General features: G+C 34.3%; 21 protein-coding genes and 1 tRNA gene. 12 read left to right on the forward strand and 10 right to left on the reverse strand.

What is annotated here, in order from left to right; genetic code table 11:
* Positions 1 to 26: 26 nt before the first annotated feature.
* Positions 27 to 737 carry an N-acetylmuramoyl-L-alanine amidase family protein gene (locus tag ACLRVU_RS06660; RefSeq protein WP_412891250.1) on the reverse strand — a complete coding sequence of 237 codons (711 nt, stop codon included), beginning with the start codon at positions 735 to 737 and terminating at the stop codon, positions 27 to 29.
* Between the two features lie 161 nt (positions 738 to 898).
* Between ACLRVU_RS06660 and ACLRVU_RS06665 the strand changes: the two genes are divergently transcribed.
* The 8 genes from ACLRVU_RS06665 to ACLRVU_RS06700 all read left to right on the forward strand — a co-directional run bounded on the left by ACLRVU_RS06665 (position 899) and on the right by ACLRVU_RS06700 (position 8,317).
* Positions 899 to 1,588 (forward strand): DUF4430 domain-containing protein, encoded by a 690-nt coding sequence (locus tag ACLRVU_RS06665; RefSeq protein ID WP_412891251.1) that lies wholly within the window; start codon positions 899 to 901, stop codon positions 1,586 to 1,588.
* On the forward strand, positions 1,563 to 2,405 hold the full coding sequence (locus ACLRVU_RS06670) for an energy-coupling factor transporter transmembrane component T (RefSeq protein ID WP_412891252.1): 843 nt from the start codon (positions 1,563 to 1,565) through the stop codon (positions 2,403 to 2,405). The genes ACLRVU_RS06665 and ACLRVU_RS06670 overlap by 26 nt, the downstream gene beginning before the upstream one ends.
* Position 2,406: 1 nt before the next feature.
* Positions 2,407 to 3,960 (forward strand): ABC transporter ATP-binding protein, encoded by a 1,554-nt coding sequence (locus ACLRVU_RS06675; RefSeq protein ID WP_412891253.1) that lies wholly within the window; start codon positions 2,407 to 2,409, stop codon positions 3,958 to 3,960.
* Complete coding sequence (locus ACLRVU_RS06680; protein WP_412096868.1) at positions 3,953 to 4,666, forward strand: ECF transporter S component; 714 nt, start codon at positions 3,953 to 3,955, stop codon at positions 4,664 to 4,666. The genes ACLRVU_RS06675 and ACLRVU_RS06680 overlap by 8 nt, the downstream gene beginning before the upstream one ends.
* Positions 4,647 to 6,437: a PQQ-binding-like beta-propeller repeat protein gene (locus ACLRVU_RS06685; RefSeq protein WP_412891254.1), complete on the forward strand. Its 1,791-nt coding sequence runs from the start codon at positions 4,647 to 4,649 to the stop codon at positions 6,435 to 6,437. Before ACLRVU_RS06680 ends, ACLRVU_RS06685 begins: the two co-directional genes overlap by 20 nt.
* Positions 6,438 to 6,523: 86 nt before the next feature.
* Positions 6,524 to 6,597: transfer RNA gene (locus ACLRVU_RS06690), tRNA-Thr, on the forward strand.
* Between the two features lie 214 nt (positions 6,598 to 6,811).
* Entirely contained in the window at positions 6,812 to 6,997 is a 186-nt protein-coding gene (locus ACLRVU_RS06695) for a hypothetical protein (RefSeq protein WP_412891255.1), read from the forward strand.
* Between the two features lie 150 nt (positions 6,998 to 7,147).
* Positions 7,148 to 8,317: an MFS transporter gene (locus ACLRVU_RS06700; protein ID WP_412891256.1), complete on the forward strand. Its 1,170-nt coding sequence runs from the start codon at positions 7,148 to 7,150 to the stop codon at positions 8,315 to 8,317.
* Positions 8,318 to 8,352: 35 nt separating this feature from the next.
* Here the strand turns inward: ACLRVU_RS06700 and ACLRVU_RS06705 are convergent, their stop codons facing one another.
* Complete coding sequence (locus ACLRVU_RS06705; RefSeq protein WP_041138849.1) at positions 8,353 to 8,556, reverse strand: cold-shock protein; 204 nt, start codon at positions 8,554 to 8,556, stop codon at positions 8,353 to 8,355.
* A gap of 334 nt (positions 8,557 to 8,890) precedes the next feature.
* On the opposite strand from ACLRVU_RS06705, the gene ACLRVU_RS06710 reads away from it, so the two are divergent.
* Positions 8,891 to 10,258, forward strand: coding sequence for an MATE family efflux transporter (locus ACLRVU_RS06710; protein ID WP_412891257.1), 1,368 nt, complete (start codon positions 8,891 to 8,893; stop codon positions 10,256 to 10,258).
* Positions 10,259 to 10,456: 198 nt separating this feature from the next.
* Here ACLRVU_RS06710 and ACLRVU_RS06715 read toward each other — a convergent pair whose 3' ends face one another.
* From ACLRVU_RS06715 to ACLRVU_RS06740, 6 genes are all read right to left on the reverse strand, one after another.
* Positions 10,457 to 10,912: a helix-turn-helix domain-containing protein gene (locus ACLRVU_RS06715; RefSeq protein ID WP_412891258.1), complete on the reverse strand. Its 456-nt coding sequence runs from the start codon at positions 10,910 to 10,912 to the stop codon at positions 10,457 to 10,459.
* Positions 10,913 to 11,085: 173 nt separating this feature from the next.
* A complete protein-coding gene (locus tag ACLRVU_RS06720; protein WP_412891259.1) occupies positions 11,086 to 11,676 on the reverse strand; it encodes a GNAT family N-acetyltransferase in 591 nt (196 codons plus the stop codon).
* 33 nt (positions 11,677 to 11,709) lie between these two features.
* Complete coding sequence (locus tag ACLRVU_RS06725) at positions 11,710 to 12,174, reverse strand: VOC family protein (RefSeq protein ID WP_412891260.1); 465 nt, start codon at positions 12,172 to 12,174, stop codon at positions 11,710 to 11,712.
* A gap of 69 nt (positions 12,175 to 12,243) precedes the next feature.
* Positions 12,244 to 12,669, reverse strand: a complete 426-nt coding sequence (locus tag ACLRVU_RS06730) for a DUF6442 family protein (RefSeq protein WP_412891261.1) — start codon at positions 12,667 to 12,669, stop codon at positions 12,244 to 12,246.
* Positions 12,666 to 12,869 carry a helix-turn-helix transcriptional regulator gene (locus tag ACLRVU_RS06735; RefSeq protein WP_412891262.1) on the reverse strand — a complete coding sequence of 68 codons (204 nt, stop codon included), beginning with the start codon at positions 12,867 to 12,869 and terminating at the stop codon, positions 12,666 to 12,668. The genes ACLRVU_RS06730 and ACLRVU_RS06735 overlap by 4 nt, the downstream gene beginning before the upstream one ends.
* A 116-nt stretch (positions 12,870 to 12,985) precedes the next feature.
* Entirely contained in the window at positions 12,986 to 13,525 is a 540-nt protein-coding gene (locus ACLRVU_RS06740) for an HdeD family acid-resistance protein (protein ID WP_412891263.1), read from the reverse strand.
* Between the two features lie 138 nt (positions 13,526 to 13,663).
* Here ACLRVU_RS06740 and ACLRVU_RS06745 point away from each other — a divergent pair, with 138 nt between their 5' ends.
* The gene (locus ACLRVU_RS06745; RefSeq protein ID WP_412891264.1) at positions 13,664 to 14,389 is read left to right on the forward strand and encodes a glycerophosphodiester phosphodiesterase; all 726 of its coding nucleotides are present in this window, start codon (positions 13,664 to 13,666) and stop codon (positions 14,387 to 14,389) included.
* Positions 14,390 to 14,717: 328 nt separating this feature from the next.
* Entirely contained in the window at positions 14,718 to 16,430 is a 1,713-nt protein-coding gene (locus ACLRVU_RS06750; RefSeq protein ID WP_412891265.1) for an FUSC family protein, read from the forward strand.
* 38 nt (positions 16,431 to 16,468) lie between these two features.
* Here the strand turns inward: ACLRVU_RS06750 and ACLRVU_RS06755 are convergent, their stop codons facing one another.
* Positions 16,469 to 17,023, reverse strand: coding sequence for a Sir2 family NAD-dependent protein deacetylase (locus ACLRVU_RS06755; protein ID WP_412891266.1), 555 nt, complete (start codon positions 17,021 to 17,023; stop codon positions 16,469 to 16,471).
* A 645-nt stretch (positions 17,024 to 17,668) separates the two neighbouring features.
* The gene (locus tag ACLRVU_RS06760) at positions 17,669 to 19,039 is read right to left on the reverse strand and encodes an MATE family efflux transporter (RefSeq protein WP_412891267.1); all 1,371 of its coding nucleotides are present in this window, start codon (positions 19,037 to 19,039) and stop codon (positions 17,669 to 17,671) included.
* Between the two features lie 138 nt (positions 19,040 to 19,177).
* On the opposite strand from ACLRVU_RS06760, the gene ACLRVU_RS06765 reads away from it, so the two are divergent.
* The gene (locus ACLRVU_RS06765; protein WP_412891268.1) at positions 19,178 to 20,059 is read left to right on the forward strand and encodes a LysR family transcriptional regulator; all 882 of its coding nucleotides are present in this window, start codon (positions 19,178 to 19,180) and stop codon (positions 20,057 to 20,059) included.
* Positions 20,060 to 21,174: the final 1,115 nt, after the last annotated feature.

The raw sequence follows: 21,174 nt of genomic DNA on the forward strand, positions 1-21,174 counted from the left end.
AAAAGGATTGATGCGTTCAATCCTTTTTATATGCTTAAAGTTTGTGTATAGGCATAAATTCCCTGAGCGATGGCTTTAGCGTAATCGCTGAAATAAGTATCTAGTAAATTATTATCATAATGGCTACTGATAAATCCCAATTCTAGGATACAGCTAGGCATTTGAGCGACACGATTGATCGTATAATTGCCTTCACCGTCAATCGTACCTCCCTTGACTCCGCGAATCGTACTTTTAGGAACTGCTTTTTTGATTTCTTCTAAGATGGTGGTCGCTAAAGCTTCATCTTCTTCTAAAAACTGACTATTGATCCAAGCTTCAATTCCGTTTACTGCTTCATAACCATCATAATAATTTCGATGAATAGAGACGAAGAGTGCCGCATCATAGAGATTGGCATACTCGGCTCTGGGAGCGTTATCCATGCTGATATCCTGAGAACGAGTCAAAATCACTTCAACACCTAAGTTCTCCAATTCTTCTTTGACGGCTAATGTCATGGCTAAATCATCATCTTTTTCATAGCGCCCATTATACTCCGCACCGACGTCATCACCGCCATGTCCGGCATCTAAACAGACTACAGTTTTATAGATCACGGGATTTAATGAAGCCGTTTCGGTTTGATCAATTCCACTTTTAATAACCCCTTTATTTTTAATAATATGTAAACAGCCCATGATCATCATAATCAATATTCCACACACACATCCATATTTTATTCTTTTTTTTATCATCTCATTTTCCTTTCTCTATACTTATAATAACGTGTCTTTTAAGAATGGTTTTGTAAAAAATGTGTGAAATCATCATAGTTTTATCTTATCTTATCGATTTATAGCTAGGATTAAAACAGGTTTTATGGTAAAATTTTAAAAGATTAAAAGGAGGGGGCAGTATGAAGAAAATTTGGCTATGGATGATCTGTCTATGTTGTTTAACCGCTTGTCAAAAACCACAAGTTACGCCAAAGGCTAACCTGAATGATCAGCAAAATACTGAACTTTCTATAGGCAAGGAAGAGACACAAAACAAAGAGGAACCCGTTGAAGAGGTCCCACCGGTTGAAGAAGAACAAGATTCAGAAGCGCCAGTAAGTGACATCCCTAATGAGTCAACTGAGGAAACACCGCCGGCGATCAATGAAGCGCCTTCGGCAGATACTCCGCAGTCCTCGCTGCCACCAGTAGTGGAAAAGGAAGATCCGGTATTTACAGTTACAATTTCAATCGAATGTACAACCATTCTTAATAATATGTCAAAACTAAAACCGGGATATCAGGATTTTATTCCCGCAAGCGGCTATATCTTGCCTATGATTCAAGTTGAGATTCAAGAAGGGGAAAGTGTTCTAAGCGTTTTAGAACGTGCCTGCCAGTTAAATGGGATCAAGTTGGTCGCAAGAAATGGCTATGTCTCTGAAATCGGCAATATTGGGGAATATGCCTGTGGAAATTTAAGTGGCTGGATGTATTTTGTGAACGGTGCTTTTATCAATCAGTCTGCCAGTCAAAAAAAACTGCAAGATGGGGATACGATCAAATGGATGTATACTTGCGATAATGGACGCGACCTTTCATTTAGCTAACTTTCGTCGCTATTATCATCCATTCCCCATCTTTTTATGTTTTCTTTCTCTGATTGTTTTATTAGTCTTGATTCCACACCCAATTATTACGTTTCTTTCTCTGAGTGTTTCAGGGATTCAGCTGATTTTATCTAAACAATGGAAATGGCAATCCTTTGCTTATTCCTTTGTTCTATATATACTGATTATCCTAATGAATCCTATATTTGTAACCAAAGGAGCAACCGTTTTATTCTATTTCTTTGGTGCGCCTTATACTTTGGAAGCGTTAATGTATGGGGTTGTCTTTGCCAACATGGTCATGAGCCTTTTATGGTGGAGTTTTATTTTTCATCCTTTTTTAACGAGTGATCATATCGTTTATTTATTCTCAAAGCCTTTTAAAGTATTAGCCTTGATGATATCCATTATTTTTCGTTTAATCCCTAAATTTAAAAAGCAGATAGAAGACATTATTCTCTACCAAAGGAAGTATTCTAAAGCCTCTTCCTTAAAGAAAGGATTAGATGCTTTGCTTATCAGTATTACTTGGGCATTTGAAAGCTCATTGACAATGGTGGATTCAATGAATGCCCGAGGCTATCAAAGCAGGCGAACTCATTTCCATTTATTTAAATTTAATTTATATGATTTTAAGCTCAGTATCCTGATTATTTTGATTGATCTTTGGATGCTGGTATACTATTTTAAAGACTTCTCGAATTATTATTTTTATCCAAAAATAAAACCGATTGCTTTTGATTGGTGGAATCTGCTGAGTTATTCAATGATGCTTTTATTAATGCTTCTGCCTGTTCGTTTTAAGAAGGAGGGATAAGATGTTAAAGGTTGAAAATTTACAATTTAAATACCCGGAAGAAGCATTGTCTATCTTGTCCGATCTCCGTTTTGAAATAAAAGAAGGAGAATTTTTACTTGTGATAGGGACAAGCGGCAGTGGGAAATCCACTCTTTTACGCTGTTTGAAACCGGAGCTGATGCCTGTTGGCAAGATATCCGGTGAGATTTCTTTTGCGAATGAACCGCTGAAAAAGCTGAGCAGTTGTGACATTGGTTTTGTTTTTCAAGATCCAGATGATCAGATGGTCATGGATAAGGTATGGCATGAACTTGCTTTTGGCTTAGAAAATATGAGGATGCCTGTCGATCAAATGAAGCATCGAGTCGCTGAAATAGTTCAGTATTTTAAACTACAGGAAATATATGATCGTCCTGTCGATCAGCTTTCCAGTGGTCAAAAACAAATCGTCAACTTAGCAGCGGTTATGGCAATGAATCCTAAAATTTTATTGTTAGACGAGCCGACTTCACGTTTAGACCCATTTATGGCAAAACAGTTCTTACAGTTCTTAAAAGAGATTCATGATGATTTTCAAACAACAATCATTATGGTGGAACATCGTTTTGAAGAAGTTTTGCCTTTATCTCAAAAGATTCTTTGGCTCGATCAGGGAAAAGCGGCTGCATTTGGTCTTAAAGAAAAAGTATTGGAAAGATTGATTCAAGAAGATCACCCTCTGCGTTTGGCATTACCGGAGTATATGCAGCTGACAAGATCGGTATTATTGACCAATAAGCAGATGGCAAATACATATATCCGGCAGCATCATTGGAAGGTCAGACCGTTTTCACTGCCAACTAAAGGGGAGGTCTTTTTACAGATCAGAGAATTAAGTTTAGACTATGATCGTCATCGTGTCCTTAAAGATCTGTCCTTTGAACTTTTTAAAGAAGAATTCTTTTGTCTTTTAGGCGCTAACGGTTCAGGAAAAAGTACTTTTCTTCATCATCTTGCCTTTCAGTTTGGGAAAAAATCTTCAGTTTATTATAAGAATAAACCTATTGATAAAGCGTTGAATCGAAAGATCGTCTTGCTGCCGCAGAATCCGCAAGTGCTATTTGTACATGATACGATAGAAGAAGAATTAGAAGGTCTTGAAAGCGCTGAGGTGATAGACCAATGGCTAAAACGGTTCCATTTAGAAGCGTATCGTCATCATCATCCCTATGATTTAAGCGGAGGACAGCAGCAATTATTGGCTTTGATTAAGCTCTTGCTTTTAAAGCCCCGGCTTTTACTTTTAGATGAACCGACAAACGGTATTGATGCTTCCATGAAACAAACACTGGGAGAAATTCTGACAGATTTAAAAAAACAGGGATTGACGATTCTTTGTGTCAGCCATGATTTAGAGTTCTGTGCAGCTTTTGGGGATCGCTGTGGATTGCTTTTTGACGGCAAAATTGAAGCGGCAGAGGAAACACGTGAATTCTTTAAAAACAATTTATTTTATACAACCGGTTTGGGAAGGATGTTCAGAAAGCTGGATCGTCGTATACTTTTAGCGAAGGATGTGGAAGAAGATGAATAAGATTATTCGCAGATGCTTAATCTTTATTGGCTTTCCACTGATCTTAGTGTTAGGAATACGCCAGCTTCAGGATCGCCAGTATACCTTTGTCTCTATTGTGTTGGTAGTGCTGTCGCTGATTTGCTTTTACTTCCAATATGAATTACAGAAGCCAAAAAGCCGAGAGATTGTATTGCTGGCGGTAATGATAACGATTGTTGTATTGGGACGTCTATTGTTTATCTTAACGCCAAGCTTTAAACCGACACTATCATTCATCATTATTTATGCCGCTGTTTTTGGAAAAACTTCAGGATTTGTCTGTGGCAGTTTAAGTGCTTTTATCGCTAACTTCTTTTTCGGGCAAGGTCCTTGGACGCCTTTTCAGATGTTAAGCTGCGGTATTATCGGCTATTTTGCCGGGTGGCTGCTGAACGCTCAAAAGGGGCGTGACACCTTGCAATTTATGGTCGGATATGGTATTTTATCAGCAGTGCTTTATTCACTTTTGATGGAAATCTGGAATGTCATTGCGATCACAGGTACTTTTGATATTCATCGTTATCTTGCAAGTTTGATCGCTTCATTGCCGATCAGTGTAATTTATATGATATCAAACTGTGTTTTTATTGTATTGCTGGCGCCTGTGATGACAAAGAAAATGAAGCGCATAAAATGGAAATATGGATTATGTGAAGGGGGAAAATATGAAAAAATTAATCAATAGCTTGTTAATGCTGGTCATGATTTTAGGATCTGTGTATAGTGTTCATGGAACAGAAGCATCTGCCTGGCATGAGTTTATGGGAATGGGGAATGTTGTTGGAACACAGACGCCTGTTAATGAAAACGGAACAGCCATTGCTTGGAGCCAAGACTTTACGAGCGGATGGGACTCTTTATCTGATCCGATTATTGTTAACGATCAGCTATTTGTTGCAACGGCAACGAACTCCCAGTTAATTAAACTGGACTTAAACGGAAATGTTATCGGAAAGATGACATTAGCTTCCTCTCTTGGTTATAGTGTCAATATCGCCTATGGGGATGGGATGATCTTTGTTCCCTTAGGAGATGGACGTGTTCAAGCAGTAGATGCGAAAACGATGACATCTTTATGGATCAGTGAAGCCGCAGAGGGAAGTTTGCAAGGAAGATTTACCTATTATAACGGATATTTATATTTTGGAAGCTATATATCGGATTATTCGACTTATGCATCAAATGGGAAGTTCTATGCCATTGATGTAAAAGATGAAAACTCAGCTTCTGCTCAGGAAACTAAATATTTTGCTTGGAGCTTTGCTTCTAAAAAGGATACAGGCGGATTTAACTGGTCAAAAGCAGTCGTTTATCAGAATGCTGTTTATTTTGCCGGATTGGATGGCAATGTTTATGCCTGTGATTTAACTACAGGTACTCTTTTAACTAAGTATGAAGTGGGAGAAGCTATTTCCAGTGCTATCAATTTAGTGAATAATCAGCTTTATTTTACAACTAAAGCAGGGAATATTTTTTGCCTGACATTGGATGCTGACGGGACTTTTGGCAAAGCTGTCAGCCAGCCTTTAGATACAAAACCGAATACCTCATCGACTTCAACTCCAACCGTATATAATGGACGTGTTTATGTCGGCGGCGGATATGGGTTCGGTGCTAAAGGATTCATCAGTGTACTGGATAGTCAGACATTAGAAACTATCTATCGTTTAGAAACATCAAATGATGTTCAGGCATCACCGCTGATCACAACGGCTTATGATGGAAAAATAATCGCTTATTTTACGATGAACAATGAACCGGGAGGATTGTATGCCTTGACAGATGATCTCAAAACCAATACGGGAACTTTTGAATCTGTGTATACGCCTAACGGAGATGCGATTAATTACTGTATGTCAAGTGCGATTGCAGATACATATGGAAACCTTTATCATACAAATGATTCGGGTTATTTGACAAAGCTTTCTAAAACGGAAGCCCTAAGTTTAAACAGCAATGGTATTTTGGTAAACGGAAACTTTATTAAAGGTACTCAGCTTCAAGTACAGCAAGTTTCTCAGGGAGATCAAGTTCAGACATTACTTGATCAGAATACAGCATTTGAAAAAGTTACCCTTTATAACTTTGCGTTAACTTATCAAAATAATGAAATTGAACCTGCTCAGGAGGTCGCTGTAACATTGCCGATTCCCGAGGGTTATGCCAATGAACGTTTGAAACTATATTATGTAAACACTGATAATACGCTTTCAGAGTTCATTTACCAAGTGGAAAACGGGAACATTACATTTAATACGGATCATTTTAGTACCTATGCATTAGTAGAACTAAAAGAGGAAAAAGCGGCTCCGGAAATAGAAACTAAACCACAGCTTAACCAGCCTCAGATTCCAAATACCGGAGATCGAACAAAGACAGTTTTTTATGTCGTTGTTGCAGGTGCAGCCATCTTAGCGATTGTTATCTTAGTGGTTATCAGCAAAAAGAAAAAATAATCTTATCCATTGGGTAAGATTTTTTTAATATTATGCAATTAAGAGTTGTATTTTTATTTAATATTGTGTATTCTATTATATGTAATGCCGATATAGTCTAGTGGCAAAACGGAGCAATGGTAATGCTCAATCCCCAGTCCGATTCTGGGTATCGGCACCATGATTAAAAGATCAATTCGCTTAGAATTGTTTTTTTTCATATGAAATAACATATGAATATAAAGCGGATTATTCAAACAATCAGTATAAGAATGAACAAGTGAATATAGTATAATAGTAACGTTATACTAATGCAGGTAAACAGAAAGTGTCATATTCGGGGGAAACGACATTTTTCCATGCGAGAGATCAATATGTTGGAGGGAACTTGAAGTATGCAAATAAAGTGTATCTGTGGGAAAAAGGTTCATAGCTATCAGTGTTATGAAGATGAACGATCAAATAAGATCGTCTATTACTATGTATGTCATCATTGCAGAAAGACAATGTCAGCTATACATGATGGGAATGGAAATATAAAAATTATAAGCGGCTATTTTGGTCCGATTTATCAAAGATAACTCAAAAGCAAGGTATGTTCTTTGCTTTTTTATTTTACTTTTTTTCATATTTTGTAAAGCCCTAAATATTCGTTTTCATTAAATGAAAATAACAAATGCAAAACATAAGAAGTGATAGACTAAGGCTAGTCTATTTTTGGGGGTAACATTATGTTTAAAAAAGGTGGTTATATTTATTATGCCATGGGAAATGGAATGTTTTATTTTTCATGGGCAATGTTTGCTTGTATTATATCCGTTTATTTAGCTGATGTTGGATGCAGTGCAACGGAAATATCATTGGTAACATCGGCATCTGCTTTATTTGCAATGGCTACTCAGCCAATCTGCGGCTTTCTGGCAGATCGTTTCCGCAGTCCTAAATATGTAGCCATAATATCGGCGATATTAGCGATTATTTCAGGAATTCTGTTTGCCTATACGAAATCGTTTGTCTTTTTATTCTTAATGAACGGATTGACACAGGGATTCTTAAATGGTATTACCGCGCTGTCTGACCGATTGGCAACTGCCAGTCCTTATCCTTTTGGAGCTATCCGTGTTTGGGGATCGATTCTTTATGCGATCGGGGCTCAAATCAGTGGATACGTCTATGATAATATATCACCTAAAGCTAATTATTATATCTTTGCGGTAGGGATTGCGGTTATGGTATTTAGCTTTATTATGATGAATGATGCAAAACCGCTTGCTAAAGAAGGGGAAAGTGAAAAAGTAACGACAAAGGAAGTCCTGATCGCTTTATGGCATAACAAACCTTTTAAAATGTTCATGCTGATCTATTTTCTGTTTCAAGGAGCTGCTTCTGCACAGGGAATCTATCTGCCTTTATTTATTAAGCAGTTAGGAGGAACCACAACCATTGTCGGAACCACCTTGCTTTTTTCAACGTTGTCAGAATTGCCGGCAGTATTGTTTTCCGATAAGCTGATTAAAAAGGTATCCTATAAACATCTGATGATCTTTGCTTGTGTGATGTCATTGATTCGTTTTGTTTGGTATTCAACCTGCCCAACACCGAATATGATCATGATTATGTTTTTCTTTCAGGGAATGACGAGCATTATTTTTATATTAGTAGCTGTTCGTATCATACTCGATTTAGTGGAAGATAAATATGTGAATACGGCTTATGGGATTTCTTCCATGCTGGCAAAAGGATTAGCCGCATTAATTTTCCAAGTTATCTGTGGAAAGATCATCGATATTGTTGGTGGTAACTTTGGCTATACGATTACGTATTATATCTTTGCGGCAACAATGGTAGTATGTATCTTATTGTCATGGCGCTTTAAAATGCCGGAAAAGAAAGAAAACTAGAAATAAAAAAACCGTGATTGCTCACGGTTTTAAAATTACATTACAGTAACGTCAGAAGCTTGTTGACCACGATCTCCTTCAACGATTTCGAAGCTAACGTTTTGACCTTCTTCTAAAGTTTTGAATCCTCTAGTGTTGATTGCTGAATAATGTACGAAGATATCTTCATTAGTTCCATCAATAGTGATGAATCCGAATCCTTTATCTTTGTTAAACCATTTTACTTTACCTGTACTCATTGCTTGTACCTCCTTATAAATTTTGCCCAAAGAAAGCACTTTATGTAGAAAAAAATCACTCAATATTAGATTTTCTGTACACAAGTGATAATATACAATTCTCTAATACCAGTGATACGTTGAATCATAATTATTTTCTTTTGCTTTTATAGTATACCATAGATGAAAGGAAACTTGCAATAAAAAGTAATATAATTATCTCATATTAGCAAAAAAACTTTTAAAAATCAATGAAATCCGTGGCTAATTTAGTCTTTTCCACTTTTACCAATATTTGAAAAAAGAAAGCATTTACATTAAATTATGATAAACTGAAAAAGTTAGGGGTGAGGATATGTCAAAAGATATGACAAATGGTAAACCATTAAAATTAATATTGCTGTTTACAATCCCGATGCTGATCGGTAATGTATTTCAACAGTTTTATTCAATGGCAGATACGATTGTTGTTGGTAATTTTATAGGAGTAAAAGCACTTGCCGCTGTTGGAGCGACGGGTGGTATCAGTTTTTTTGTTTTAGGGTTCATTATGGGATTGGCGAATGGTTTTTCTGTCATTGTCGCCCAGAGATTTGGAGCAAATGATGAAGAGGGACTGCGTCATACAGTTGGTATGTCAATCGTACTGGGAGCAGCAATTACACTTATTGTTACGATTATTAGTGTCAGCGGTGTTCGTATATTGCTGGAGGTCATGCGGACACCAGCGGATATCATCAATGATTCTTATAAGTATATTTCGGTCATCTTTGCCGGAACGATTGCGACTATCGCTTACAATATGATCTCTTCTTTTTTAAGAGCTTTAGGTGACAGTAAGACTCCGCTGATTTTCTTAATTATTGCATCTATTTTAAACGTTATTTTAGATATTGCTTTTATCGTTGTATTTCATATGGGGGTAGAAGGAACGGCTTATGCTACAATCTTAGCACAAGCTATTGCCTTTGGCTTATGTTTTGTTTATACGAAAAAGAAATATCCTATCTTGCATTTATCAAAACGCCATTTTAAGTTGGATAAAGAAATTATTTCAAATTTATTAAAAATTGGGATTCCCGGAGCTTTATCGTCTTCAATCACTGCTTTAGGAGTCATGATCTTACAAGGTACGATTAACCAATTAGGATCTGATGTCGTAGCGGCTTATACTGCCGGAACAAAAGTGGAACAATTCTTTACGATGCCAACCATGACATTGGGAATGGCAATGGCGACTTTTGCCGGACAGAATTTAGGTGCCGGAAAGATTGACCGTGTTAAAGAAGGCTTGCTTTCAAGCGTGAAGCTGGTTGTTGCCTACAGCATTATCGGCGGTATCATCTTGTATTTCTGCGGTGGTCTGTTCACACAGTTGTTTGTCTCTGCAGATCAGATGAACGTTATTAATACATCTAAAGAGTATCTGAGCTTTGTTGCTGCATTCTGCTGGGTCTTGGGGTTACTGTTCGTTTACCGTTCTACTATTCAAGGCTTGGGAAATGGATTCATTCCAATGCTTTCAGGGGCAATGGAGCTGATCATGCGTGTTATTGCGGCAATCGTTTTATCTGGAATGTTTGGTTTTGCCGGTATTTGTATGGCAAGCCCGATTGCCTGGATCGGAGCCGATGTATTGCTGATACCGTATTACCATCATATGGTTAAGCGATTATCGATACAATTTAAAGCAAAAGAAAATCTATTGAACGAAGTGGTATAGCTATGGCTATATCATTTTTTTTCTTCCCTTTAATAAAATCCAAACAGCTGAGATGATGATGGAGTGAATTGATGTATCATTTTAATAATGAAGGTGTCTTTGTTTTGAATTCTATTTTTAATGGCAGGAATCCTAATGATATGTCAAAAATATAAATAAAACAGGAGCATAATCACGCTCCTGTTCTTTATCAAATCATTAATTCTTAGCGATATGATAGATCATGCAGTACCCCCCTGCTAAAACAATGACAATCGCCGCTCCAAAAAGCAGTCCGGAGAAAAAATTAACGATCATGACTGTTCTCGAAATAACGAATAATCGAATTCCCAGCATGATCAATAAAATCCCAAATAGAATATTTTTCTGCTTTTCTAACTGCTGTGTCCTTTTGAGAAGATCCATCATTTGCGCTTCGTCATAGACACGAATACTGTTTTGCTTAGCATCTTCTCCGTCCATCAGTTCAGCAATCGTGATCGATAACTCCTGACATAAGCTTTCAATCACACTGTAGTCCGGCATACAGTTGCCATTTTCCCATTTTGAAATGGTTTTATTAGAGATGTTTAATCGTTCTGCCAGCTGTATCTGAGTTAAGTTTTTTTCTTTTCTTTTTTGAGCAATATATTTTCCAATCGTAAGTTGATTCATAATATCCCTTCCTTATCTTATAAGCTAACTATATTCCTAGTGTGAATAAAACACGATCCCCTATATGGAGAATTCGGGAGGAATTATCATTTTACTATATAGATGGCAGATACACAATCCAATCTTGGGGATAATAAAAGAAGAACGCACATAGCGTTCTTTTAAAATAGAGGTTATAGATCAGTTTCTATAAAGTGAACTTTTGATGTATTCCAATATTTATCATAAACACGATCATTTAATCCATCAAAGTTTAACTGATATAATCGAAATGTTACTAAGATATCCTTTGGCTGCCATTGTTCTTCATAAGAATATTTATACTGCATACCTAATTGTTTCATGACATTGCCGCTGCGGGAATTTTTAACGTCATGAGTTGCCGTAATAAATCTAAAGCCATCTTTTCTTAATTGTTCCACCACCGCTTTGCTTGCTTCACTTATGATGCCTTGATGCCAAAATTCCTTACGTAGCCCATAGCCAAAGTCATGAGCCTCTTCCATGCTGACATGCACATAGCCGATAGGAACATTATCTTCTTTTAAACAGACCGCATAGCGATAACCGTACGGTTGTTGATAAGCAACGGCATAATGGTCTTTATAAAAAGCTTTAGCTTCCTCAATAGACGTTAGGGGAAACCAAGGTAAATATGTATTCACTTCTTTATCTTTATAAATCGCAAGCAAAGCCTCCATATCCTTTTCATTAAATTGTCTTAATATTAATCTTTCTGTTTCTAAAGTAGGTGTATTTGTCATATTTTAATCCTTTTCATTCTTTTGTTTGATTTTTTAAGCTGCATTCAATAGTTTCGTTAAATCTTCAACCGAAGCATCCATTTTAACGGATACTTCCTCCATCGTTAATCCGGTATTAAGGAAACGCTGAATCACCATTTTCATTGATTCGCCCACTTCAATGATATGTCCGTCTAAATCGTAAAAGCGTACCACTCGCTGTCCCCAGTCATGTTCGATGACATCACCAAGATACTGCACCTCGTAGTCTTCTAATTTTTTTAGGAAAGCATCAAAGTGTTCTTCTTCAAAACATAATTCCATATTATTAGGGTAATCTGTAATCTTTTCTTTTGGCAGATGAACCAGCCAATCAAATTCCTGCTGTAAGCAAACACCACAAGTAAACATGATGTTGATGCCATAATCTTGATATACGTCTAAATTAAATAAATCCTCATAAAATTTTCTAGCTGCATGAATATCTGCAACTGAAAGAACGGTTCCTGTAAATCTCATTATATGCCTCCTTCTACCCATAGCTTTATTTTACCATTATCGATAGATAAAGTCATTTATTAAAAATTATTATTCTCTTTCAATCTTTACACGAGAATAGACAGCATATATTTCAACAAATAAATAAGCAACAACAAAAGGAATAACGATTTCCCAGCCACAGCCCATGAAGGCATAAGCTAAAAGTAAGGCAGAAAAGACATAAGTCATAATATCAAACCCTTTTGCTTTGGCAGTATTTGCCAGCATGACATTGCGTTCATCTTTTTTATTGATTTCCATCTGTTTAGCTAACTGAGGATCTTTGCCTATGATATGACGATTATAAAGTTCCCCCAGCCCATGCCCAAACATGCCACACCCAAAACCGATAGCGAGATATGGCATTGTTTTCATCATTCCCTGTGGATCAATGATAGTTCTTACCATGTAAAGACCGCCAGCAAGCAGAATAGTTCCTAAAATAGTTATGAAAATACTTGTATTCTTTTTCATTTTGATTCCTCCTCATAAATGAAGATATCTTCAATACACATATTAAAATAATGGGCAATTTTAAAGGCTAATAGAATAGATGGATTGTAGCGACCATTTTCCAATGAGCCGATCGTCTGTCTGGATACTTCTAAAGCACTTGCCAGTTCTTCTTGTTTGATTCCGTGTTCTTTCCTTATTTCTTCTAAGCGATTTTTCAAGGTATCATCCTTTCATGTAAAGTTAACTTTCCATACTTTAATTATACTTCTTTTTGCTAATATGTCAAGCTAGCTTTCCATACAACTGTAATAAAAAACACTTCACAGCGAAGTGTTTAGCGATTCATCAGTCGCTTTATTTGATTGGTAGCATAAAGCTGAGATATGCCATCAAAGATAAAGAAAGCACCAATAATCATCAATACAGTTTTAGCGACTTTAAATGGGTTAATCAATATAACGATGCCGCCAACAAATAAGATAATCATTAAGACAAAAGAAATATTATAGATATTCTTATCGGCTTTTAACGGCTGAATGGTCTGCATTAATGAGAATGCTTCAATGATCATGAAGATTCCGGCAATGAATGGCAAGATAGATAAAACAATAGGCGGATTAAAGAAAATAAAGACTCCACCACCTAAAGCGATTGCACCAATCAATAAATCCATACGGTCATTCATATGAATCTCTTCTTGTTTACGGTAAACAAGCACCTTACCGATCCCAAAAGCTAAAATTGTTCCACCTAAGATATAGGCAATAATGTTAGCACTCATCGTTGGATAAAATAAGAAAATGAATCCAACCAATATATAAATGATTGAAGATACTACAACTTCTCTTTTTAATCTCTGTGTAAATTGTGACATAGAAATCCCTCCATCTTTATTATAGCTTATTATAAGAAGAATGGGGTATATTATTATAAAATTAAATTTGTTAAATTATTGTAAACGAGGATATTTATCTTGATGATTATGCTATAATTTGAAACGAGGTGAATAGAAATGACAAAAATAATTGCCCATCGCGGAGCTAGCGGTTATGCTCCTGAAAATACAATGGAAGCATTCAAATTAGCGATCGGATTAGGGGCAGAGGGAATCGAAACCGATGTCCATCTTACGTGTGACGGTCAAGTCGTGATCATTCATGATGAAAAGATTGATCGCACCAGCAATGGCTTAGGCTATGTTAAAGATTGTACGTATGAACAATTAGCGGCTTTCAATTATAATAATCATATGGAACAGTATGAATTTTGTAAACTGCCTTTGTTATCGGATTTATTGGAATTAGTAAAAAGCTCAGGCATCTTATTAAATATTGAGCTAAAAACAGATTTTTACAGTTATCCGGGAATTGAAGAAAAAGTGGTTGCATTAGTAAAAACTTACGGTGTAGAACACCAAATCATTTATTCTTCATTTAATCACTACACGTTGATGAAGGTAAAAGTGATCGATCCGAATGCACGAATCGGACTGCTTTATGCCGAAGGAATTGTTCAGCCTTGGGATTATGCGACACATATTCAGGCAGATGCCTTGCATCCTTTTTATGCTAATTTGCAGATTCCTAACTATATCCAAGAAGCGCATCAACAAGGCATCATCGTCAATACTTGGACAGTGAATAAGCGTGAAGATATGAAACGCTTTATTGAGATGCAGGTGGATGGACTGATTACCAATTATCCAGATCTGGCATTAGCTATAAAAAACGACGATTAGGACACGGGATGCCCGTGTTTTTTAGTTTGCCTGATAAAATCAAAGAAATTAAACATTTCTTAAACAATGGTTCGATATAATATAGAAATTGAAGAATAATGTATTACTGGTTTGATCAAAACAGCTTTGATGACTGGTACTGTTTTTGTGATATTCGCTGAAAGCTGGAACTATCCATTATTTTAGTAATTCCGATAGTTAGTGATAAAATTATCACCGGCTATTTATTTTATAAAAATTGAAAATTTACGTGGTTGACAAGAGATATAGAAGTGATAGAATATCCCCTTGTACTTATTAATTTTATTTGAAGAAGGGAGTTATACTATTGAAAAAAATACATGAACTATTCATAAGCATAAAAAAGAATGTGAAAAAGAATTTTATCAGAGCATCTATAAATTTCTTATTTATTATCATTTTTATTAATGTCTTTCAAAAACTGTTTGGTGCCGAAAATTCAATTGTGGGCGTTATTTTTGCGATTATGATGTCTGCTTCGATGATGCGTGATTTAACTGCTACCCCGGTTCGTCATCTTATAATTCAAAGTATTACATTGGTGCTGATGAGTGTAGTGGCATGCATCGTAACTGCTATTTCTCCATGGTGGGCATTTTTCTTTAATGTAATAATGTTGTTTTTGATTTTGTATGCTTTTACTTATGAATATGCTAATCAACTTTACTTTCCCTATATCTTGTCTTATTTATTTTTGATTTTTATTTCTCCGGTTTCTCCTGAACACCTTCCTAAACGTATGCTGGCAATGGTGACTGGAGCTGTCTGCATCATTATTTATCAATGGATTCATGGCAGAAAGCGTATTGTCAAAACCTCTCAAGATGTTTTGGGGGCGATGTGTTTAAAAGTAAAGACTTGCATTCAGCAGCGAATAGATGGAGTGGAGGAAACGTATGATCCTGAGAATCTAAGAGAAGACCTATGTGAATTAAGCAAGCTAATTTATGATCGCCGCAAAAAAGTTTTATGTATATCCGATGCCAGTTTTGCAATGATTAATGTTGGCCGAGGATTAGAAGATTTAGCACATTTAATCTCTGCTTTAGATGAAGAAACCGTTCATTTGAATTTACCGCTCTTTGAAAAAATATTAATTCAGATAGAAGAATTTCATAGCTTTATTATGCAAGAAAAAGAGACCATATCTTTTTTTGCGGAAACTGATTTCCAAGGAATTGAGAATACCTCTTTAAAATCAATCTATCAAAGTTTATCTTACTTATATGAGCATTTATTACAGATGAGTGTGCCTACTCATCGTCATCATTATCGCAAGACCATGCTTTCTTTGTCTACCCGATTTAAGGCAGCCCTCAATATCAGTTCGATAAGGGTTATCTATGCTTTCCGTGTCTCTGTTTTACTTGCAGTGGCTACCTTTATTGTGCAGATGCTTCAGCTTCCTCATGGCAAATGGCTGTTGTTTACTTTGGCGTCTGTTTCTTTGCCATATGCTGATGATATAAAAATGAAAGCTAAAAAACGTTTAACAGCAACATTGATTGGTGGAATAGTCGGAACTTTATTATATTCATTGCTGTCATCTTTATCGATGCGGACTTTTATTATGATGCTTTCAGGCTATGTTTCTTATTATTTCACAGATTATTCCGCAACGTTTGCCTGTTCGACTATCGGTGCTTTAGGCGGTGCGGTATTTATGAATGCTTTTGGCTGGGAAGCAGTTGGGCAAATATTTGGAATCCGATTGGGATATGTTTTGCTGGGAATCCTCATTGGCTGGATAGCAAATTGTTTATTTTTCCCATTTAAAAGAAAACAGGCAACAAAACAGTTATGGAAAAAATATATTCATACAACACAGCTTTTAACACAAATCTGTCACGTAGAAAATATGGATCACCAGCTTTATTATAATCTGGTTATTCAGGCTCATTTATTAGAGAATAAACTGTTGGAGAACGCTAAAGCATTGAACTGGGAGGGAGCTAAGGATTTGATGGCTAAATGTCGGGAAGCGGTTCGCTTAGCTCATCGTCAGCCACTTTCATCCTAATGAAAAAACGATATCCGGTCTTTGGGTATCGTTTTTGCTTATCTTACAACTTCTTTTAATGTCTTTCTCACATTATGAGCCGCATCTTCTTGAATCTCAATGATTGATGCTCCTCTGCTTTTGGCGAGCTCTCTTAGATCACAGGCGATTGCAGTATGATAGGAACAGCCAATCACAATAAATAGATCCCCCGGCTTTAAATCATAAATCATCTCATACGCCTTCTGATAATTTGGTGCCGGATCTCCATATAATACCGGTTTATTATAGAGTGACCAAGCAATATCCATTTCATTATCTTCAGGCAGTCCTCCGTGCAGCTCCAATGCATCACTTCCGGCGAGTTTATGTAATCCATCGATATTCATCGTAATGATAGGAATCTTATATTCGGCTAGGGCATAATGTGCATCATTGGGCTTAGCGCCATTCATATTCGCTTTTAACTGTTTGATGACTTCATTATATTCTTCATGATGCCTGCTTGCGTAACTTCTAAATAGCTTTTCTCTAACATCCGGTCTCTCCATAAATGTAGGGATATTGCTTTGTTTACTGATTCCTGCTCCGGTAAAGGCAATAATTTTCATCATAATCATCCTTTCTTAATTAACACATTTTATGTTCATCAATTACCTTAACTTCTTTATCATCAAAAAGAACAACTGTAATCGATACTTTTACCATTTCCGTAGTAAATGTTTCAAAGCATTATAAATTTTAACATCCTTCTTGTTATTAGCATTGAATAATACAGTTACTCCTTTAAATTTTTGATTAATTGAAATTAATGTTGACATTCTTCTCGCAAAAATAGAAACGATATAATTCCTATTGTTTAATTGTTTTACATCTATTTGGTATTTTTCTAATGTATCTACCAAAATATTGTAAAATGAATCTCTTTTTTTATTAATTCTCCAACATATTACATTTTTTCATAGTTTTTTAGATTATATATTGGAAAAATCTTATTAATATCCATCCATTCATATACATATATGCTAAATATCTTTGAGCATTATTAACTTACTCAAAATCTTTTTTTGATAAAATTCTTCTATATATCCAAAAGTCATTAATTGTAAAATATCTATATAGTGATAATAATTTATAAGATCATTATCATATATCCCTTAAATAAAAAGACAAGTTAGTTTATAAATCAAAGACATTTAATTGAGTGTGGAGTTAAATCAATAATTATTTTCTTATATAAACAAGATATGAAATATTATCTATTTTTTATTATTGAAAGAGTTTCTTAACAAGTATGGATACAAACATACTATTATAAATGTAGAAATTCCCCAACATAAAGGATTAATATATATCATCCCTTCAAACCCTAAAGGATAAATAAGAAGATATGTTCCCAAAAATCTTATAACGATTTCTAAAATACCTATCCCTAACGGTACAACTGATTGCCCAATGCCAGTAAGAACAAAACGAATGACAAAATTAATTCCTAAAATAAAATAGCACATTGAAGTAAATGATATATATTGAACTCCTAGACTTATAATAGTTGTCTCAGACGTATTAACAAAGATAGTCATAAATTCATTAGCATAAAAATGCGCCAAAATAGATACAATTAAACTTAATGATACTGTAATTTTCAAACAATCTTTTGCACCTTTTTTAATACGATGATATGATCCACTACCAAGGTTTTGAGCAGAAAAAGTAGAAATAGCAGTACCGAATCCAGACAATGTTTGCATCATTAAAGAATCCATTTTATATGCTGCTGTATAGGCAGCTACTTCTTGATGCCCTAAAGTATTTAGTGCTGATTGAACAACTAAAAAACTAACTGCTAAAAGTGATTGAAAAAAAGCCATAGGTAAACCGATTTGTAAATGTTCTTTTATATAAGCTTTTTGAAATTGATAATCACTTTTTTCAAAATGAAATATATTTAACTTAGTTTTGATATATCGATAACAAAGAATACAACAAATAAATTGAGCAATTATTGTTGCTAAAGCAACACCGGCAATTCCTAAATCCAGTATTAGAACAAAAAATAAATCAAGTACGATATTTAATATTGTTGAAAGAACCAAAAATAATAGTGGTACCATGCTATTTCCATACGCTCTTAATACTGCCGATTCATAATTATAAATTGTGGTAAAAAGCGTACCGATAAAAATAATTGTAGAATAAGTCATGGCGCTTTGGATTAAATTTGGTGATACATTAATGACATTAAACAATAATTTATTGAATAATAAACCCAAAATCGTAACAATTGCGCTCACAATAATAATTAAGTAAAAACCATTAATTATAGATTTTTTTGTTGTTTCTTTGTCATTTGATCCAATGTGTTTTGCAATAACAATTGAAAGACCGTTACAAAGTCCAATTGCTAAACCCAATAACAAATCAATAACTGGTGAAGTTGCACCAATTGATGCTAATGCTAACGAACTAACGTATTTACCTACTACCATTGTATCCACTGTTGTATAAAGCATTTGGAATAAGTTAGCGATAATTAACGGAAATGCAAATAATGTAATAACCTTTATAGGATTACCCCTCGATAAGTTAATAGATGACAAATTCATTAATTTTGATTTTAAAATATTCATAAATCATTCCTCCTCAAGCGACATTGTATCAGCCAAATAAGAGCGATAGAAATATGAATATTAAATATTGATATAACCTAAAGTTATGACTATAATGAATTTGTAAAATATATTTTGATAGTATTAGGAGTGAAAACTATGAAATTAGAAGTGTTCGAATATTTAATAGCTATTGAAAAACATGGTTCATTAACTAAAGCCGCACAAAGTTTATATGTATCTCAGCCTAATTTAAGTAATGTTATTAAAGGTTTTGAAAATGAATTAGGTTATGCAGTTATTTATCGAAATCATCAAGGCGTTTGTTTTACTGAGAAAGGCAAACAAGTGTTAATGATTGCACATAATATGATTAAAGAAAAAGAAAAATTACTAAATATCAATTTAGATCACAAAAGAATATCCTTGAAAATATCTATTGGAAATGGTGATTATGCTTTATCCCCTATCTACGAGATGATGAATTGTCAATCAACTCAAGATGAAATTAATATTACTATTGTTAACTGTCCTGTATGGGAAACACTAGAAAAAATTTATGACCAAACAATTGATTTGGCTTATCTTATTATTTCTAAAACAATGGAAAAACAAATACAAGATTTTTGTTATAGTCATCATCTACTTTTTAATCCATTAAAAGAAATGATGTGTCAAATCAATCTAAGAAAAGACCATCCATTATTAACTGATTTTTCAAAAGAAGGGTTATGGAATTATCCGTTTGTTGATTTCATCAATCAAAAAGATAATACATATGGAATATATCAGCAGTACATTAATCCTAAAAAAGTCATTAAAATTGATCATCATTCCTTACGTCCAAAAATCGTTAGTAAAACTGATGCTTTTTCAATTGGAATAGCTACAATCGAAAAAAAGAACGAATATAATTTAGCCAGCATCCCTACACCTGAATTGATGATGATAATTTGTGAGATTCGAAAAGAGAAGGATAAAGACAATCCTTTATTTAATCAATACAGACAAATAATCAAGGAAAACATATCAACTATTTAAAATTACAAATGTTAAAATAAATATTTTTGCATAATAAAACGTTTCTATCAAAAAAATAATTTGTATAAATTCAATACAAAAAACCGTCCATAACATATATCCACTAGGGGATATTGCTTTGTTTACTGATTTTGGCTCCAGTAAAGGCAATAATTTTTATGCTATTCCAACTCCTTTTAACCTTATTATATCACACTATCCAGGAGTAGGCTTTGTTTATAAGCATGAAAAATGGAAAGTGTGTTATAAAATGGAGTATTTATATAGAATAAATATAAAAAAACAATACTATAAATGAGGTTTAAAGTATTGGCTTTTTAATCATTGATATTTATTTGGAAAATAATATTACTAAAATAGATACTGATATACCTAGTATAATTAAAAAATATATTGCGTTGGAGATAGAATTAGATTTAACTCCACCTTTTTTCATTAATATATCTATAGGCAATACATAATTGAATGTAATAAGTAAATTTGCAATAATGCCAATTATTAAAAATGTAAGTAAAGAACCCCAATCTATTTCACTGCGAAATCCCAAATTGATACTTAAAATCTTATCTATTTGATTCCATTTTAAGAAAGCTAGTATAGCAATTAATATTAGCATTCCCCAAGTTATAACATTAAGTAATGTTTTGTTTTTTTTTCATAACTGTCCCCTCTCTTACAAATTATACTAAATAAAAATATTCATATGTATTCTATAATAATCTTAAATAAATTTTTTTCCACTGAAATTATTTATAATATAATTTATTGAGTTTACTCTATTCTTATAAACTATATTCTATTATAGCAGAAGCTTCTTTATAAAGCTATTCATGTAACGCTTTACTAATATAAATATATTATATTTAATTTAAACGGTGCAATTAGTTTTTTATCACTCTGTCCTCTCATTAAAAAAATATTTAATAAACAATTAAGGTTAAGTTTGTAAAAAAACGGTTAGTCATTAAGATTAACCGCTTTATAATATACAGTTTATGAGTAGCAAAAACTATTTGACAAAAAAGACTTCATAAGCAGATTTTCTTATATTATTTCGATCGCAAGATCAGTATTACAGATGCAACAGTTTTGTTAAACCAATTATAGCAGGTAAT

It is taken from the genome of Beduini sp., from assembly GCF_047239305.1.
Classification (GTDB): Bacteria; Bacillota_I; Bacilli_A; order Erysipelotrichales; family Coprobacillaceae; genus Beduini.